At 41.5% G+C, this 18,146-nt stretch carries 9 protein-coding genes; 3 read left to right on the top strand and 6 right to left on the bottom strand.

Annotated features, from left to right (window positions below; all coding sequences use genetic code 11):
- Positions 1 to 53: 53 nt before the first annotated feature.
- The 3 genes from PY364_RS10765 to PY364_RS10755 form a co-directional block, all read right to left on the bottom strand.
- Complete coding sequence (locus tag PY364_RS10765) at positions 54 to 737, bottom strand: manganese catalase family protein (RefSeq protein ID WP_275522421.1); 684 nt, start codon at positions 735 to 737, stop codon at positions 54 to 56.
- A 321-nt stretch (positions 738 to 1,058) separates the two neighbouring features.
- Positions 1,059 to 1,472, bottom strand: a complete 414-nt coding sequence (locus PY364_RS10760) for an NUDIX hydrolase (RefSeq protein WP_275522419.1) — start codon at positions 1,470 to 1,472, stop codon at positions 1,059 to 1,061.
- 132 nt (positions 1,473 to 1,604) lie between these two features.
- Positions 1,605 to 4,226, bottom strand: a complete 2,622-nt coding sequence (locus tag PY364_RS10755) for a M1 family metallopeptidase (protein ID WP_275522417.1) — start codon at positions 4,224 to 4,226, stop codon at positions 1,605 to 1,607.
- Positions 4,227 to 4,532: 306 nt separating this feature from the next.
- Between PY364_RS10755 and PY364_RS10750 the strand changes: the two genes are divergently transcribed.
- Positions 4,533 to 5,111 carry an antibiotic biosynthesis monooxygenase gene (locus tag PY364_RS10750; RefSeq protein ID WP_275522416.1) on the top strand — a complete coding sequence of 193 codons (579 nt, stop codon included), beginning with the start codon at positions 4,533 to 4,535 and terminating at the stop codon, positions 5,109 to 5,111.
- Positions 5,112 to 5,230: 119 nt separating this feature from the next.
- Positions 5,231 to 6,316 carry a class I fructose-bisphosphate aldolase gene (locus PY364_RS10745; protein ID WP_275522414.1) on the top strand — a complete coding sequence of 362 codons (1,086 nt, stop codon included), beginning with the start codon at positions 5,231 to 5,233 and terminating at the stop codon, positions 6,314 to 6,316.
- Positions 6,317 to 6,451: 135 nt separating this feature from the next.
- Here the strand turns inward: PY364_RS10745 and PY364_RS10740 are convergent, their stop codons facing one another.
- Positions 6,452 to 9,118 carry a GAF domain-containing protein gene (locus PY364_RS10740; RefSeq protein WP_275522412.1) on the bottom strand — a complete coding sequence of 889 codons (2,667 nt, stop codon included), beginning with the start codon at positions 9,116 to 9,118 and terminating at the stop codon, positions 6,452 to 6,454.
- A gap of 322 nt (positions 9,119 to 9,440) precedes the next feature.
- Here PY364_RS10740 and PY364_RS10735 point away from each other — a divergent pair, with 322 nt between their 5' ends.
- A complete protein-coding gene (locus tag PY364_RS10735) occupies positions 9,441 to 10,616 on the top strand; it encodes a pyridoxal phosphate-dependent aminotransferase (protein ID WP_275522410.1) in 1,176 nt (391 codons plus the stop codon).
- A gap of 335 nt (positions 10,617 to 10,951) precedes the next feature.
- On the opposite strand, the gene PY364_RS10730 is transcribed toward PY364_RS10735, so the two are convergent.
- Together PY364_RS10730 and PY364_RS10725 are read right to left on the bottom strand one after the other, a co-directional pair.
- Complete coding sequence (locus PY364_RS10730) at positions 10,952 to 12,490, bottom strand: ATP-binding protein (RefSeq protein WP_275522407.1); 1,539 nt, start codon at positions 12,488 to 12,490, stop codon at positions 10,952 to 10,954.
- A gap of 88 nt (positions 12,491 to 12,578) precedes the next feature.
- A complete protein-coding gene (locus tag PY364_RS10725) occupies positions 12,579 to 17,894 on the bottom strand; it encodes an ATP-binding sensor histidine kinase (RefSeq protein WP_275522405.1) in 5,316 nt (1,771 codons plus the stop codon).
- Positions 17,895 to 18,146 lie beyond the last annotated feature (252 nt).

Below are 18,146 nucleotides of genomic sequence, written 5' to 3'. Positions count from 1 at the left end.
ACTCGCAATGACAGAAAATCGTACTTCCTTCTTCCTTCTTCCTTCGCCTATACTTAACCTTTAGGAGTAGGATCGGCAATATAGCGGAAATCAGGCTCAGAATTCCAAGAACCTCGCTCATCTTTGCCATTAGTAGACAAATTGAAGTAAAGATTTACAGTCTCATCCGGCTGGATATTTCCAAACATTGGATCTGTGAGCTTATCCATCGATGAGAGCGCATTCATAAACATCTTGGTATGAGAAATTTCGCGGGTTAGTAGAAATACCAAGGTATTTTTTGTGCCTTCATCTGGTGCCAACTTAATTAACGCTTCATAGGTCTGACGAGCTCCCGCTTCCGCAGCAATATCAGCACGCAAATCGCGGACAACATCACCACCTTCATTGATATAAGATGCTGTCCAAGATTGACCTTGACTGTCTAAAAAGTGTGGGCCCATACCGCGCACTGTAAACAGCGTACTCTTGAAAGCTTCAGTTTGATCGACTTTTCGAGTGTGAGCTTCGATCAGTTTGCCGACCATTTCTAAATGGCTAAACTCTTCAAGTGCAATATCTTGAAGCATATCCCGAATCCCAGGATTTTCACAGTGAAAGGACTGCACCCAATATTGCAAAGCGGCCGTTAGTTCTCCGGTAGCTCCCCCAAATTGTTCTAGCAATAATTGGGCGAAACGAGGGTTCGGCTCGTCAATCTTCACCGTATACATTAGTTCTTTTTTGTGAAAAAACAAGGCTCGATTCCTCCTGTAAGTTGCGTCTGCTTTCGCCAATTCTTGACTTGCTGGGAGTGAGATTCCCAACTAGACTATTGATAGCTTTGAAATATATTGTCGGCAAATTAACCTGGTTTTACTTCGGCCGCTAGATACATCTAATATTTGAGTTTTATCTGCAATAAGATAGAGTTACGATCGCCTTAATTTTTATAGTATTTTGCATTTGGTGGATTGAATATATGGAGATTGCCCCGTTTTAGAGGGTTAAGCAGAGCTCGAATATCTATAGTTCAGTCAGTTATAATCTGCGCTCTCTCCGCCAAGGCTTGACAAAATTCATAACATACTCGTTAAATTTGTAATAATTCGTTTAAGTTCTACTTCTTCAACTCGTTTTACTGCCTTAGCAAGGCTTACCCATTCTCGCTTTCTTTTTTTAGCTTCCGGCCAATTTTCTAAGACTATTTCTACTTGTAATAAAAATACATCAACTCGACAAATACCTCCCCATTTCGGATACTCGTAAGTGCCAAGTAAAGTAGGTAAAACATTACCGATTAGTCCGGCTTCTTCCCAAGCTTCTTTGGCAGCAGAGTCTTGCGGAGTCATGTCAGGTTCCACTAATCCTTTCGGTATTACCCATCGTTTCCCTGTGGAAGAAGTAATTACCATGATTTCGATTTCCCCATCGACAATGCGATAGGGAATAACGGCTGATTGTTGAATAAATAAGGGTGGCTTTGGATTCATAAGCAATAAGTATTAGGCGATTGAAATCGCGCATCTACAAACAATGTCCGAGTTAAGAGGGACTGTAGAATTTTAACCCGCGCAGGCGGGTTTTGTCTGTGTAGACGCGGTTTCAACCGCCGGGTTTAAAAACTAATCTTTTTTAGATTTCGCCTCCAAATTCTCCAAACGACTCCGCAATTCCTGATTGTCTTTCTTCACCTGATCGAACTCCTCCCGTAACTGTTTAACAGCTTCATCAGAACCTACATTTTTCTGTACCTTTTGAATTGCTTCCTCAGCAATCCGACGCACCCGGCCATCAGGAGTTTGATTAGCCAAACCACGCAAAATGCGTATTGCTTTGCGATTTTCTATCTGTCCTAAAGCCACAGCTACAGCTACTTGCGTCAGGAAAAAAGTCTCCTTAGAAAGCTCTCCCAACCGCTGCAAAATCCGCTCTAAGTTAGCATGAGTTTGACCACTAGAAATAGAACCAATGGCGCGAATAGACGCTAAGCGCAAAGCTTGAGGAGTACCAGCCGCAGTATATTTCAAAATCAGATTTAACGCATCTTCAGAAGTCTTCATTTGCGCTAAACCCGCGATCGCACCAGATCGTACTACCTCATTCCAACCTTCCCGTTCCTTCAGAACAGATTTTAACTCTTTAATTACCTGTTCATCTGATGGCTTTTCATCGGCATTTGTTGCAGCAATTCCACCAATAGCACTAGCAGCAGCAGCTTCTACATAGTAGCTAGGATCGCCCTTTTCTACTATCGATTTTAACAGTTTATAACTCTCGTGGGTTTTAATTTTACCAAGAGCACCAACAGTAGCACGCCGAACGCGAGCATCTTTATCTTTCAACCCAATTGTTAAACCTTCAAATGCCTGATCGAGTTTAATCTCAACCAACTGATTAGCTACTTCAAACCGCACGCCCCAAAACGGATCGTTCTTGAGAGCTTTTGATAGCGCTTTTACTGCTTCTAAACCTCCTTTTTTTGCTAAAGCATGGACTGCATAAATCCGCGAAATTGGGTCTGGGTCAAATTTCAACTGTGCTTTTAATTCCCCAACTGGATATTCCAAGCTAACAGTTTTTAAGAAGTTATTACCAGCATCAAAACTAATAAAAGCTGGTTTTGTTTCTAAGGGGAAATAGAAACTTTGTTCTCGTTCGTGGACGCGGACTGTGAAACTTTTAACTGATGAATTAGTTGTTTCACCTTCCTGCTGGGTGTAGCCAAATCCAATGGGCAATTTTAAATCAAATAAATCTTTGCCATTACCATTGCCATTGCTATTTTTACCTTCTTTTACTTGTGTTTGCGTCACCGTAACTTTCGCTAACTTGCTGTCATTATCCCAGGAATAACTTACCTTATAATCAGGATGACCGCCGCGATAAACGTATTGGTCAAACAAAAACAAAAGATTGCGGCCAGTGGCTTTTTCTATTCCCCTTAGCAAGTCAATGGTTTCTACAGTTTTGTGCGCGTTATCCTGTACAAAAGTCTGCACAGCTTTCAGAAATAATTCATCTCCCAACTCAGCCCGAATCATGTGATAGACGCAAGCACCTTTTTCATACAAATGTCGGTCATAAAGCTCAATTGCTTCACGATAAACATGAGTAACAATGGGGCGGCGGTAGCGAGAACTATCCTCAGCTAAATAGTTACGAGCTTCCATTAATAGGTAGTAAGCGGCATCATCTTTGCTATATTCGTGTTCCGTCCACATTACCTCAGAATAAGAAGCCATTCCCTCTTTTATCCAAGCGTGCGACCAGTGTTTAATTACTACTAAGTCGCCAAACCATTGATGACAAAGTTCGTGAGCAACTAAACTTTCTGTGTTACGATTGTCAAGGGCGGCACGTTCATCTAACAAGCATCTATCTGTTAGCAATGTGGTAGAAGTATTCTCCATTCCGCCAAAAATGAAGTCATCTACACAGACTTGAGCGTATTTAGGATATGGATAAGGATAGCCATAAGTTCGAGAGAAATATTCAATCATTTTGGGCGTTTTACCCATGCTACGCCGACCATCGGCTTCGCGACCTTTTTCGACGTAGTACGTGACGGCTTTGCCATTCCATTCGTCTTTGATTTCCGCAAAATTTCCCACTGCTAAAGTCATTAAATAAGTCGGGTGAACTTGTTGCTGCGACCAGTGATAAATTTTATCGCTACCTTGGGTTTTTGTGTCGATTAATTCGCCGTTGGAAATTGCTAAAAATTCCTTGGGAACTTGTACTCGAATTTCTGATGTAGCGAGTTGTCCGGGGTAGTCAAAACAGGGAAACCAGAAACGGGAGTCTTCATCTTCGCCTTGAGTCCAAACTTGAACTGGTTTATCGGGGTAGTGCTTATCTGGGCCGATAAAATAGAGGCCGCGTTGGGGTTTTTCGACTGAGTAGGCGATATCAATTGTTATTGGAATATTTGCTGTTGTTGGTGATTGTAACTGTACCTCTAACTGTTCGCCATCATAGTCAAAAGTCTGTTCCGTTTCACCAACTTTAACGGATTTAATTTTTAAGTTGACAGCATCTAAAGTCAATTTGTCAATATCGCTGCGTACCGGGTTAAGGCGGATACTGCAAGTACCATGAAAGCTATGTTTGGGAATATCAAGCACTAAGTCTAAGAAAATATGCTCAACTTGACCAGGACGATCTGGGTTATAGTGGGGACGGGCACCAGGTAACTCGAAGGACTTTTTGCCGTTGGTTTCGGAATCGAAGAAAAAATGCAACATCGCGACTATCAGGGTATGAGAGAATAAAGGATAGCTGGTGCTTTAACTGCGAGCGATCGCACCGCTTATTACAGGGTAGCGCGTCTTAGCCTTAGTACCTAGGGTTTGGGCGCGATCGCTTGTAAATGGTAAAAGTGGTTCCTAGTGGACAGAGATTGCGATCGCAGCTACTCTTAGCACCCATCGTACCTTTTTTGTTACTATCTTACTTTAAAGTGCATAGTATTCATAATATCTAAATATGCTTTAATATATAGAACAAAACCAATACAAAGAAAAATTACTTGACGATTAGAGACGATCGGAATGAGCAACAATATCCCCCCAGAAAACCAGCAAGTCACAGCGGTGATTTCCCACTTTGTTAAAGAAACTCGTAAAGAAGGATATGAAGAATGGCTAACAGTAATCTCTGCTTTAGCTAGAGAATTTGAAGGTTATTGTGGTGTTAGTATCATCAGACCCACAAAAGAAATTGACCTAGAATATGTCATTATTCTTAGGTTTAACTCCTACTTGAATTTGCGAACCTGGATAGAATCGGATATTCGCAAAGAATGTATTGAAAGAGCGAAACCTCTGATTGAAAAGCCCGAAAAGATCCAAGTAACAACAGGGATAGAAAGTTGGTTTTCTGTACCGGGAAAGCAGCCAAAATCGCCGCCACCCCGATATAAAATGGCACTACTTACTTGGTTTGCTGTCTATTGTTGCTTGAGCCTAGTTCAGTTTGTATTTCGCCCAATTTTTAGCCTCCTCCCATCCCCACTCGTGCCTATTATTAGTATAGGAATTGTCGTAGCAATGTTAACTTATGTGGTCATGCCGCGTCTGACTAAACTATGTTATCGGTGGCTGTACCCGCAAGCAAAAGAGTCTACATAGTTTTTTAGATTATTTTAAGGGGTAAGGAATGGGAAAATCGAGAAATTTTTGTTAGAATTGCTACTAGGGCAGTGTCTTTAAAGGCAAAGCCTGAAACTGAAGTATTTAGGGCAAATTTTATGACCACTACACTATCAGTTCCCAAATTAATTGAGACTTCCCTAGGCGATGAAGCTGAATACTTACTCAGCTATAAAGCTAAAGTTTCCAAAGATTTGTTACACCTTCCGAGCCCCGATTGGGTAGACCGGATTTTTGCTCACAGCGATCGCTCTCCTCAAGTGCTACGATCGCTACAGCAACTTTATTCTAGCGGTCGCTTAGCAAACACTGGCTATTTGTCTATTTTACCTGTAGACCAAGGAATTGAACATTCTGCTGCGGCTTCTTTTGCACCGAATCCGATCTATTTTGACAGCGAAAATATCATCAAGTTGGCGATATCTGCTGGCTGCAATGCAGTAGCAACCACCTTGGGAGTTTTAGGTAGTGTTTCTCGTAAATACGCTCATAAAATCCCCTTTATTCTCAAGCTTAACCACAATGAATTGCTAACTTATCCCAATCAATTCGACCAAGTAATGTTTGCTTCTGTGGAGCAAGCTTGGAATTTAGGAGCTGTAGCTGTAGGTGCTACAATTTATTTTGGATCGCCAGAATCAACTCGGCAAATCCAAGAAGTCAGTCAAGCTTTTGCACTGGCTCATGAATATGGAATGGCGACAATTTTGTGGTGCTATCTCCGCAACGATATTTTCAAACAACCAGATAAAGATTATCACCTTGCGGCAGATTTAACTGGGCAAGCGAATCATTTGGGCGTAACGATTGAAGCTGATATTATTAAGCAGAAATTGCCAGAGTGCAATCGCGGCTATGAGGCTGTTGCTAAAGCCAGCGGTAATAGTTACGGGAAAACAGACAAGCGCGTCTACTCAGATTTAACCAGCGATCATCCGATCGATTTAACCCGCTATCAAGTGTTAAATTGTTATTGTGGTCGCATGGGTTTAATTAATTCTGGTGGTGCTGCGGGTAAGAATGATTTTGCGGAGGCAATTCGCACGGCGGTGATTAATAAACGTGCTGGAGGTTGCGGATTAATTTCTGGTCGCAAGACTTTTCAACGTCCGTTTGAAGAGGGGGTAAAATTGTTTCACGCAATTCAAGATGTTTATTTATCGCCTGATGTGACGGTTGCTTAAGAAGGAAGAAGGAAGAAGGAAGAAGGAAGAAGGAAGAAGGAGGAAGGAGGAAGGAGGAAGGAGGAAGGAAGAAGGAAGAAAAAAACCTTCTTTCATCAATTAGCAATTAGCAATTAGCAATTCCCAATTCCTAATTCAATTGTGCCCAGCCAAATTAGCCAGTACCGCCGCCAACAAAGCCGGCTCCACAGGTTTTGGAAAGTGCAACTGAAAGCCAGCCTGCATCGCCTGTCGTCGATCCTCCTCCCTAGCATAGGCAGTAAGTGCGATCGCTGGAATGTATCCCCCGCGCTCCGCCTCCAACTGTCTGACTTTGCGAATTAACTGATAACCGTTCTCACCAGGCATTCCAATATCGCTCACCAATAAATCCGGCCTCGCCTGTTCGATCGCTTCTAGAGCCAGTTTCGCAGAACTTACCGTCTTTACCAAAGCACCAAACTGCCCCAAAACCGTAGCAATCAACTCGCAGGTATCCGCATCGTCATCAACTACCAGTATTCGCACCCCAGACAGGGGAGTTGGTAAGGGGCGAATTGCTGTGGGGAAGGTTGCAGGTGATGGGGCTGGTAGAGTTCCCAGTGGGCGATCGCCTACTCCCTCTGCGATCGGTAGTCTAATAGTAAAAGTCGCTCCCTCGCCTATCCCCCCGCTAGTAGCCTCAATAGTTCCCCCGTGCAGTTCAATCAAATAGCGGGCGATCGTCAATCCCAGTCCCAGTCCACCGTGAGCTCTAGTAATCGACCCGTCTGCTTGGCGGAAACCATCAAAAACGCGGGGCAAAAACTCAGGGTCGATACCAATACCAGTATCTTTGACACGAATCAACGCATATTGCAACTTTCGATTTTGCTTTCCCCCAACACCTCCAGAGATAAATTCAGAAGATTCTGGATGCGCTAAGTAGCAGTCACTATCAACCCATCCCCAATCCTCATCCAGCCGCACTTCCACCCTACCTCCCACAGGCGTAAACTTAATTGCATTGGAAAGTAAATTCCCGACAATTTGGTGCAAGCGATCTGGATCGCCCAAAACTGCGATCGGGGAATCAACCTGTAAAAACTCGATTTCAATATTTTTAGCATAGGCCGCTGCCGAGTGCGTCTCTACTGCTTCCTCAATAATGGGCGCAAGGTTTAGAGGCTGCACCTGAAGGCGAATTTTACCGCGAATAATCCGAGAAACATCGAGAATGTCATCGATCAGCTTCGCCTGCTGTTTAGCGTTGCGTTCAATTGTCTCCAAGGCTTTACTGACCTTCGCTTCATCGATTTTGCGGTTGCGGAGAATGTTCGCCCAGCCCAAGATCGCATTCAGAGGTGTACGAAGTTCGTGGGAAACGATCGCCAAAAACTCATCCTTAATTCGGTTAGCAGCTTCCGCCTGTTGACGGGCTTTCTGTTCTGCTTCGTACAAATTAGCGCGGTCGATCGCCATTGCGACGCGATCGCCAGCCAATTGTAGCAACTGCAAATCCTCAGAAGTAAATCGCCGGACATCCACAGTCCCAACATGAACTACCCCCAAGACTCTACCTTCCACCAGCAACGGTACACCCATCAGCGACTGAATCCGGCGCTCTCGCAGTAGGGGACTATAAGCTTGAGTATAAGCGTCTCGCTCGATCGACAAGGGTTGGCAATCCGCCGCAATCCGTCCCGCCAAACCAACCCCTAGGGGAATGCGAACAAAGCAGTCTACTTCCGCCTCCAACCCCTTAGCTGCCTTTAGTGCCAGAGTGTCGTCCGCCTCCACCAGTAAAATCGCCGCTGTATCCACGCGCAGAATTTCGCTGAGGCGATTTAGCAACTCAGCAAGCAAATCATCGATCGCCAGGGGAGCGATCGCAGCATCTGTCAGCATTTGCAGACTGTGTACCCGCTCCGCAGATCGCTCCGCCAAGGCCCGCGCTGCTTGCTCCTGCTCTAAAAATCGATCGCGTTCACTTTCAACCCGTTGGCGTTCTATAGTTTCAGCCAAAATGTTTGCCACAGCTTGAAAGAAGTTAATATCATCTTTAGTAAATGTTCGCTGCTCCCTCGTGTGTGCACCTAGAACACCCCAAGGTTGGTTTCGACCAGCAATAATTACGCTCATTCCAGAAATTACCCCATGTTCCAGCAGCAGTGATGGGCCGCTGAATCGCGTTTCTACACGCAAGTCTGTAACGATGACGGGTTCAGAGGAAAATAGGGTGTAACCAGCTTGGGAATTAAGTTCTGCGCCGACTATGGCGCTACCTACGAGTCCTTCGTGCCAACCGATACCCGCCCGTAGTAGCAAGGCGCGGCGATCGGGCAGTAGTTCTAAAAGTTTGCAATATTCTACTTCTAGGGTTTTAGCGATTAGGGTAACGGTTTCATCCATGAGGACAGAAAGCTCTGCACCCCCAAGGGCTCGTTGACCCAGTAGAGCGATCGCTTCTTGCTGTTGCGTTCGATTTCTGACTTCTTCTAAGCTAGCAAGCAGAGTTTTTTCAGCTTTCTGGCGCTCGGCGTTGAGCCAACTGATGAACGCTGCTACAGTTATGAAGGCGCTCAATAACAGGATGTCGGCAACACCTGTAAAATGCAGCGTATTAATCGAGTCTAGAAAATAGTAGTTGATGGTAAGGGCGGACAAAACTGCGGCGATTAAACCAGGCCCAAAACCGCCATACCAAGAACTCAACATGACGATCGCAAAAAATGGCAGGGTAGGGGTGCGGTCTAGTAGCGGTTTGAGTAACAGTACGATTGTCAGCACGATCGCTACTGCTAATATAGCGACCCCGTAGCGCAAAAAATAGGGGCGCTTCACTGTCGAGTTATTCCACCTATGAGGGCGATGCAGGGAGAGCATTTTTTAATTATGAGACGTAGGTCACGCCTATAATTTAGGCGGCAACCTGATTTTATCTAAACATATCTAAGAGTATTGTGATTTGAATGCCGAAGGCTGCTAATCCTCACACGCTGGAGGGCTTTGTACAAGTTTATCTGACTTTGGGCTCGGCGATCTCCTCCCTTAAAAGCTAGAGTAGTGTCAAAATTACCTGATATTAGGGTTGAAGGTAGCCGCAACCCAATCTAAAATCTAAAATCTAAAGTCTAAAATCTAAAATCTAAAATCTAAAATAATCATGATCCAACTAGCAGCACGAGTCGGTGAAGTTCCCCCTTCTTTAACTTTGGCGATCGCAGCTAAGGCTAAGGCGATGAAGGCTCAGGGGATTGATGTTTGTAGCTTCAGCGCTGGGGAACCGGATTTTGACACCCCCGATCGCATCAAGGCGGCGGCGAAACTTGCTTTAGACTCTGGCTTGACTAAATACGGCCCTGCTGCTGGAGAACCGAAACTCAGAGAAGCGATCGCGCGTAAACTCCGGGAGGATAATCATCTCCTTTACCAACCTGAAAATATTATCGTTACCAACGGTGGTAAGCATTCTCTCTACAATTTGATGATGGCGCTGATCGATCCGGGGGATGAGGTAATTATTCCATCTCCCTACTGGTTAAGCTATCCAGAAATGGTGAAACTTGCCAGTGGTAAGCCTGTAATTGTTCCCACTGATGCTTCTACTGAATATAAAATCACGCCTAAACAGCTCCGTAAATCTATTACTGACCGCACGAAGTTATTTGTACTCAATTCTCCTTCTAATCCAACGGGAATGGTGTATTCACCCGCAGAAGTTAAGGCTCTAGCAGAGGTTGTGGTTGAGCGAGATATCTTGGTTGTTTCTGATGAAATTTACGAAAAGATTATCTATGATGGAGCCAAACACGCTAGCATTGGTTCTTTCGGAAAAGAAATCTTTGACCGCACAATTATCAGCAGCGGTTTTGCTAAAGCTTATTCAATGACTGGTTGGCGCATTGGTTATTTGGCAGGGCCCCTAGAGTTAATTAAAGCCGCAATCACCATTCAAGGACACAGTACATCAAATGTTTGTACTTTCGCACAGTACGGCGCGATCTCTGCTTTGGAAGGCGACCAAGAATGTGTTGAAAAGATGCGTTTAGCTTTTGCACAAAGGCGGCAAGTAATGTTTGATTTACTCAATTCTATACCGGGAATTAGTTGCACAAAACCTGACGGTGCTTTTTATATGTTTGTCAATATTGCCAAAACTGGTATGACTTCCCTGGAATTTTCTGATGCTTTGCTTGAACAACAGCAAATAGCAGTAATTCCTGGTATTGCTTTTGGCGCTGATGACCACATTCGCTTATCTTACGCGACTGATTTAGCTACAATTGAAAAAGGAATGGAAAGATTAGATAAATTTGTCCGGCAAGTTATGCCTTTGTAAAATAAACTGTTAGGTTGGTTGTTTGTTGTCAGTTAGTAAGTAGTCGGACATAAATAAACGCAACCATGTCCGAAGCGAAGGTCACTATAGTGAAGTGAAGCAATAGCAGGGGTTTGGGATTGCTAAGCCCTAACGGGCAGGCTACGCCAACGCAGGGGTTTGGGATTGCTTCGCTGGGCTCGCAATGACATTATTTATTTTTGTCCAACTACTTAGCAATTAGCCAGCCATTAGCCATTAGCCATTAGCCATTAGCCATTAGCCATTACCAATTACCAATTACCAATTACCAATTAGCAATTAGCAATTAGCCATTAGCCATTAGCCATTAGCCATTAGCCATTACCAATAGCTACCGCGAGATTAGTTACTTTACAGTTCGTCGGCATTTCAATAATAAACTGCGTTCCCTGTTCTGGCGTAGAAATACATTGTAATTGACCGCCGTGTTTTTCTACCATGATTTTTTTGCTGATTGACAATCCCATCCCTGTACCTTTTCCTATTGGCTTAGTAGTAAAAAAGGGGCTAAAAAGTTTAGAAATAACTTTCTCATTCATGCCAATCCCATTATCAGCAATTGTTACCCGAATGCGTGAACTGAAGCTAATATCGTTATGCAAATTACTCGGTAGGACTTCAGTACGAATCCAAATTTTGGGGTAAAAAACTGCACCCTTTTTTTTATTTCCCTGCTCTTCTAAAGCATCTATAGCATTCGCTAAAAGATTCATAAATACCTGATTAAGCTGACCTGCATAACAGGTTACAAGCGGTAGCGAACCATAGTCTTTAATCACATTAATAGCAGGGCGATCTGACTTAGCCTTTAGTCGATGCTGTAAGATCATCAAAGTGCTATTAATCCCTTCGTGGATATCTACTGATTTGATTTCGGTTTCATCCAACCGTGAAAAATTGCGTAGCGACTGTACAATATCGCGAATCCGTTCGATTCCTAACTGCATGGAAGAAAGCAGTTTGGGTAAGTCTTCTATGATAAATGGCAACTCTGCATTTTCTATTTCCTTGAGAATTTCTGCTTCTGGTTGCGGGTAATGCCGCTGGTAGAGATTTAACAGATAGATGAGTTCTTTGATATAGTCATTAGCATAGGAAAGATTGCCGTAAATAAAGTTAACCGGATTGTTAATTTCATGAGCGACACCTGCAACTAATTGACCGAGACTAGACATTTTTTCACTTTGAACTAGCTGGAGTTGTGTTTCTTGCAGTTGTTTGACAAAATGCTCTAAGGTAAGAGCTTTTTGGTGTTCTTTTTCTTCACTGATCCGAAGTGCTTGCTCTACTTGTTCGCGCCGCTCTATTTCAGATTGCAATTTATGACTGAGAAAAAAATTCCTCAAAGCTGTTAGCACTGTAGTGTATAGCTTTGATGTTGTCAATTCAGTTTTGGTTTTATAGTCATTAATATCATAATTGATAATAATGCTTTTTTCTGGCACTTGTCCGGGTTGACCCGTGCGTAAAATAATTCGCACTAATTGATTACCTAGCACTTCCCGAACATATTTAACAAACTCTAAGCCAGCATCATCTGTTTCCATGATTACATCAAGTAAGATGATGGCAACATCAGGATGTTCTTGGATTAATTCTTTGGCTTCACGAGCAGAGTAAGCACTAATAAAGGTTAAAGATTTATTTTCAAAGACAAACTTCCTTAAAGCAAGCTCAGTAGCCGTATGAACTTGCTCCTCATCATCTACAATTAAAATTTTCCAACTTTCAGTCACTCGATCTTCAGTGATTTCATCTGCAAACAATAGTTCGTCATCTGAGTTCAATTCTTCAGCAAAGAATACTGATTCTGGAGATGGTTTGGTTAACAAAAAGTCAAAATTATTTTTCATTGCTGTACACCTTTATTTTTCACTGATGTTGAGGGTGGAAGATACAAAGCCTGTTAATTATTTTTGCAAATAACTGGGAATTAAAAGCCTAAAGTTCTGCATCGATTTGCATTGGTAATTTGATGATAAATTTGGTGCCGATTCCCACTTCACTTTGACATTCAATTTCACCTTTTAGTTTTTGGGTGACTAAATTGTAGACAATATGCAATCCTAATCCACTGCCACCTTGACCACGCTTAGTAGTAAAGAATGGCTCGAAAATTTTACTCAGATTTTCTGTCGGGATGCCTTTACCTTCATCGGCATATTCAAACATGAGTCGATCGCCCTCTTGCTGCCAAGTAAAGATTAGATCCCCAGAAATGCCTGGTTCATAAGCATGAATCAGAGAATTCATCAGCAAGTTAGTAACAACTTGGGACAAAGCACCTGGATAAGAATCGATGGCAATCTTGCTATCTCCTTTAATTTTAAGCGAATGTTTGCCATTTTTCAATTTGGGTTTCAATTGTAATAAAATTTCATCAAGATAAGCTCTGATCTGGAAAGTTCGCCTTTCTTCACTAGAGCGATCGACTGCGACTTGCTTAAAGCTTTGAATCAATTCGGCCGCCCGATCTAGATTAATTAGAAGTGCTTTACTGCTTTGGGTAGCAATATCCACAAACTCTTCTAAATCGGAGCGTTTCATTTTGCCACTTTTATAAATAGAGGCAAATTCTGTGGTATGATCTGCCAAAGCTGAAGCAACAGTGACACCCACTCCGACGGGAGTATTAATTTCATGGGCAACACCAGCAACTAATCCTCCCAGAGATGCCATTTTTTCAGATTCTACTAGCTGAGTTTGGGTGGCTTTTAAAGCCTCTAGCGTCTTGGATAATTCTTGAGTGCGATCGCTAACTAATTGCTCTAAGTTTTGATTGAACTCCTGCAAATTTTTGTAAAGTTGGGCATTTTCAATGGAAATGGCAACTTGGGCAGATAGCAGTTTTAATAGTTCTAGCCTATCTGTAGTAAAAGCCCCTTCTGTGAGGTTATTTTCCAGATAAAAAATGCCTGTTAGCTTACCTTGATGTAGCAGAGGAGTGCAGAGAATTGATTTTGGTTGAGTCGCTGCAACATAAGGATCTTGGGTAAATTGTCCCTCTTGGGCGGCGTTATTTAAAACAATATTTTCTTGGGTGCGAATGACATAATTGGCGATCGCAGTTGCCAGCAGAGGTATTTCCCTCGAATCGGTTGTTGCATTTAGGGGAAGCGATCGCAACACACTCACCTCATTCTCCTTAACCGAACCTTCAGCCTCGATCGCCCAGTTTCCTGCTTTTTCTAAAATTAAAAAGCCTTTCTCGGCACCCGCATTTTCGATCGCAATTTTCATTAATTTAGCTAGCAACTTACTCAAAACTATTTCACCTGAAATTGCTTCTGCTGCTTTCATTACTGTCGCTAAATCTAATGTCTCTCCCAAACTATTCATGGTAGTATTAGGAGCAACAGTGACTTGACTAACTTTTGTTTTAGTGCTTTTGGGGAATGATGTTCTAGCTAATAATTGGGGATGTCTTTTCTCTAAATCTTTAACTTTACGTTTAGCACCCCAGTTTTGGTAGCCATAGTGAGCTTTTGTCAGATAGATTTGGGCAAATTCTTCTTTGTCTTTCGCTAACCAGAATTTAGCAGCGAGTTCGGCTGCGAGGGCTTCATTCTGAATAAAATCACCCTCTCTGGCTGAAGCGATCGCGCGATCGTATAAGTCCATTGCCTCTAAATCTTGACCTGAAATTCTGGCCATTTCTGCCGCTACTAGACAGAATTTATGGGCAAAATTTTCTGGGCAATTATCCGCCCAAATTTTTATTTGTTTCTGATTAGCTTCTAATTGCTGCCAGTAATCTTTTCGCTTTGATTCAGAAACGAATGGATACAGAGCTGTTAAGATCAGAGAACGGTAAAAGTTATGGTGAGCGCTGGAAATGTGACCCATCAAATAATCAATAATTTCTGAAGCGCGATCGGAAGCTTCCAGCGCCTCAGCATACTTTTCATAAAGATAAAAATTCTGTGCTTTTAAAACATAAAATTCGCATAGCGCCGCCATGCTTTTACGTCTGTGGAAATTTTCTAAATGCTGTTTTTCGCTAATTTCATCCTCTTCTCCCATCAAATTTAAAATTGCTAATTTATTAGCAATAATTATATCAATTGCCCACAAATTTTTCGTTTGATGGCAGAAATGGAGCGAATTGCCAATATCTTCTAACAGGTTATTCAAATTCATACCCTGAAAAACATAGGTAATCGTTTGAAACATCCGGTTGTAACCAGTCCATTGCAAATTGCCAGATTGCAAGCCAACTTTATAGCCTTCGCTATTAATTTCTACAGTTGTTTTAATTGGTCTAACCCAGCAGTTTAAATAATTGGCAAAAATAACACTATCTTGGCAATTTTGAGACAGGTTATTTGAGTTTTCGCTAAGAGCAAGGGCGAGTCTGCCAAACTCATAAGCAGATTGATAATCCCCTAAAATTGAATTCAGGATAATTCCATAACATGAGTAGCAGTAAGATCCTCCTGCCACAAAACCGTACTTGAGAGAAAGATTAATCGCTTTAATAACTGTCAGCTTCCACAGCTCTTGAGATGAAAAGAACGTTAGCGGCCCCATATTTCCCAATAATTTCAAGGCAATTCTTTTAGATGGATCTTTCATCTTTTCGGCATTAATTAATGAAGCAATTTCTTGGTTCGCTAAATTAGCTTTTACTTCAGCCAGTTCAGCGCTAACCGCCTCACTTAAATTATCTTCAGCTAAGTCTATTCCTAGCAAGTGCAGGGCTTTTAATCCCGATTTAATTGCCTCTTCATATTTAGTCAGTAGAGTGTACTGCACGATCAAAATATTGTAAACTTCGGCTTTTTCTATATCGGTTTTTGCTCGTGAAAAAGTCAGTTCTATTAAGGCTTCAGATTCTTCAAAATTCCCATTTAAATATTCGGCATCTACCAGTTCTTTATGAAAGGTAAAAGCTAGGTCGTAATATTCTTGCCAAATATCGCCCGGTAAAATTTCCAACCCGATTTTTAAGTAGTCTCTTGCAGCAGCATAAGCCGTTGCATCTTTGGCTTTGCGACCTGCTGTTAAATTTAAAATAGCCAGCTCAACTTTCTCCCGATCCTCAATGATTAAATTCCGACCTGAATTCAAATGATCGGCGATTTCAAAAATTCTTTCTCCTCGTCGTTCAGGAGAAATATTCGCTACTAATAGCCGACCAATTTGCAGGTGAATAGCTGTTTGAAGCTGTGGTTCAATCAAAGCATAGCCGGACTGCTGCACGCGATCGTGCAAAAATTTATAAGTAGTAATTACCAGGTCTGAATTAATTATTTCTTCTTCTATAGTACCTAATTCAGAAGTAGTTAGAATCAATCCATCTTGGATGGCTGGCAAAAGTTCTTGAAAGGTTTCGCCAGGAGATTTTTGATTAATGATTGAGAGGGTGTTTAAGTCAAAGCTATTGCCCACACAAGCTGCTAAACGCAAAACTTGCTGAGTTAATTCAGGCATTTTTCTTAATTTCCCAAGCATCAATTCAATGACATTATCGGTAATTCTTACAGCTTCTATTTCCGAAATATTCCAATCCCAGTTTCTTTGCTGGGGATTGAAGTTTAGCAGGTTTTCTTGATAGAGAGTTTTGAGAAACTGATTTACAAAAAAAGGATTACCTTGAGTTTTACTCACGACTAACTCGGCTAGAGGGATCGCTGATTTTTTGTCCTTACGCACGGTATCAGCAATCAAGTTACCAATCTGCTGAAGGTGTAAGGGAGTTAAAGTAATTCGATCGATTCTTTTACCTTGTTTTTGCAGCTCATCCAGAGTTATCATTAAAGGATGAGAGGGGTTAACTTCGTTATCTCGATAAGCACCAATTAGAAATAGATATTTCGTTTTCTCCTCTGACATCATTGTTTGCAGTAATTTCAATGTAGCGGAATCAGACCATTGCAAATCATCTAGAAAAATGACTAAAGGATGGTCAACTGAACAAAATACGCCGATAAATTTTTGAAATACTAAGTTGAAGCGGTTTTGCGCTTCTGTAGCGCCTAATTCTTGTACAGGATGCTGTTTGCCAACTATCAATTCTACTTCAGGAATAACATCGATAATAATTTGGCCATTAGCACCAATAGCAGCTAACAGTTTTTCTTTCCAAGTATTAAGTTCTATTTCGCTTTCAGTTAGTAGTTGTTTGACTAAGGATTGAAAGGCTTTGACAACAGCAGCGTAGGGAATATTGCGTTGAAATTGGTCAAATTTACCAGCAATAAAATAACCTCTAGCCTTAGTAATCGGTTTATAAACTTCTTGCACTAAGGCAGATTTACCAATGCCAGAGTAACCCGATACTAACATGATTTCTGTTGTGCCATTTCTGACGCGATCAAAAGCCACTAATAAGGTTTCAACTTCTCGTTCTCTACCATAGAGTTTTTGAGGGATTTGAAACTTATCCGTAATATCTTTTTGGGCAATTGCAAAATCTACAATTTTTCCTTTAGTCTGTATTTGTTGCAGGCATTCTTCTAAATCTGCGACAATTCCCCAAGCACTTTGATATCTTTCTTCAGCCGTTTTTGCTAACAGCTTCATTACAATATTGGAAACTGCTTTAGGGATTTGAGAATCGATCTCATAGGGTGGAATTGCTTGTTTAGCAATGTGACAGTGAACTAATTCCATTGCATCGCTGTAATCGCAAGGCAATTGCCCCGTTAGCAGTTCGTAAAAAGTTACTCCTAATGAGTAAAAATCAGTGCGGTAGTCGATTGCCCGGTTCATTCTACCTGTTTGTTCTGGTGATATATACGCAAGAGTTCCTTCTAAAATATTGGGGTTTTTAATGGTAGAATTCTCGCGCGATAAGACAGTGGAGATGCCAAAATCTATAATTTGGACTAACCCGGTGTCTGGGTTAATAATAATATTGCTGGGATTGATATCTTTATGAATAATATTATGTTGATGAATTTGACCTAAAGCCTTAGTTATTTTAATAGCTATTGATAAAAATTCCTCTAATGTAATTTTTTTAGAAGCAAAAAATATCCTTAATGATTCTCCCTTACCATCCTCAAAAATGATGACTAAACTATTTTTATATCTTTCTAAGCTGTAGGCTTTAGGAACACTTTCTATGTTGAGATTCCTCGTTATTTCGTATTCCTGCTTATATCTGACTAACGAAGCTGGCATCGGATAATCTTGCTTGAGAAATTTGAGAATGAGCGATTTGTTGTCTTGCTTTCTTAGTCCTCGGCAAACTAAAGAATTATTACTTTCATGAATTTGGTTGGTAATCTCGTAGCCAGCTAAGCTAATCATTTTTGTAGCCTCTTTTAAGTATCAATAAACAAACAAATTTTTTAGGAAGTGTTAATTTGTAATGTTTATATCTATTGATAATTATTAGACTACCCTAAAATTTAAGGAAAACTTAATTATTTTAAATAAAGTTATTTGTTTTTAACATTTCTTTAAAATAGGATTGGTTTGTTAAATCTTTCACAATGCAGCAAAGATTACTCACTCGCAAAGAAATAAGATTTAAGATTTAGCCACATCCATAGACATCTG

The sequence above is a fragment of the Kamptonema sp. UHCC 0994 genome, assembly GCF_029167235.1.
Lineage (GTDB): Bacteria > Cyanobacteriota > Cyanobacteriia > Cyanobacteriales > Microcoleaceae > Kamptonema.
The sequence above is the reverse complement of the archived record's forward strand: the minus strand, read 5'-3'. Positions and strand labels throughout refer to the sequence as shown.

Excerpts from the sequence above, each read along its gene's own strand:
- PY364_RS10760 (WP_275522419.1), bottom strand. The coding sequence starts at position 1,472 with ATGAATCCAAAGCCACCCTTATTTATTCAACAATCAGCCGTTATTCCC.
- PY364_RS10755 (WP_275522417.1), bottom strand. The coding sequence starts at position 4,226 with ATGTTGCATTTTTTCTTCGATTCCGAAACCAACGGCAAAAAGTCCTTC.
- PY364_RS10750 (WP_275522416.1), top strand. The coding sequence starts at position 4,533 with ATGAGCAACAATATCCCCCCAGAAAACCAGCAAGTCACAGCGGTGATT.
- PY364_RS10745 (WP_275522414.1), top strand. The coding sequence starts at position 5,231 with ATGACCACTACACTATCAGTTCCCAAATTAATTGAGACTTCCCTAGGC.
- PY364_RS10735 (WP_275522410.1), top strand. The coding sequence starts at position 9,441 with ATGATCCAACTAGCAGCACGAGTCGGTGAAGTTCCCCCTTCTTTAACT.
- PY364_RS10730 (WP_275522407.1), bottom strand. The coding sequence starts at position 12,490 with ATGAAAAATAATTTTGACTTTTTGTTAACCAAACCATCTCCAGAATCA.
- PY364_RS10725 (WP_275522405.1), bottom strand. The coding sequence starts at position 17,894 with ATGATTAGCTTAGCTGGCTACGAGATTACCAACCAAATTCATGAAAGT.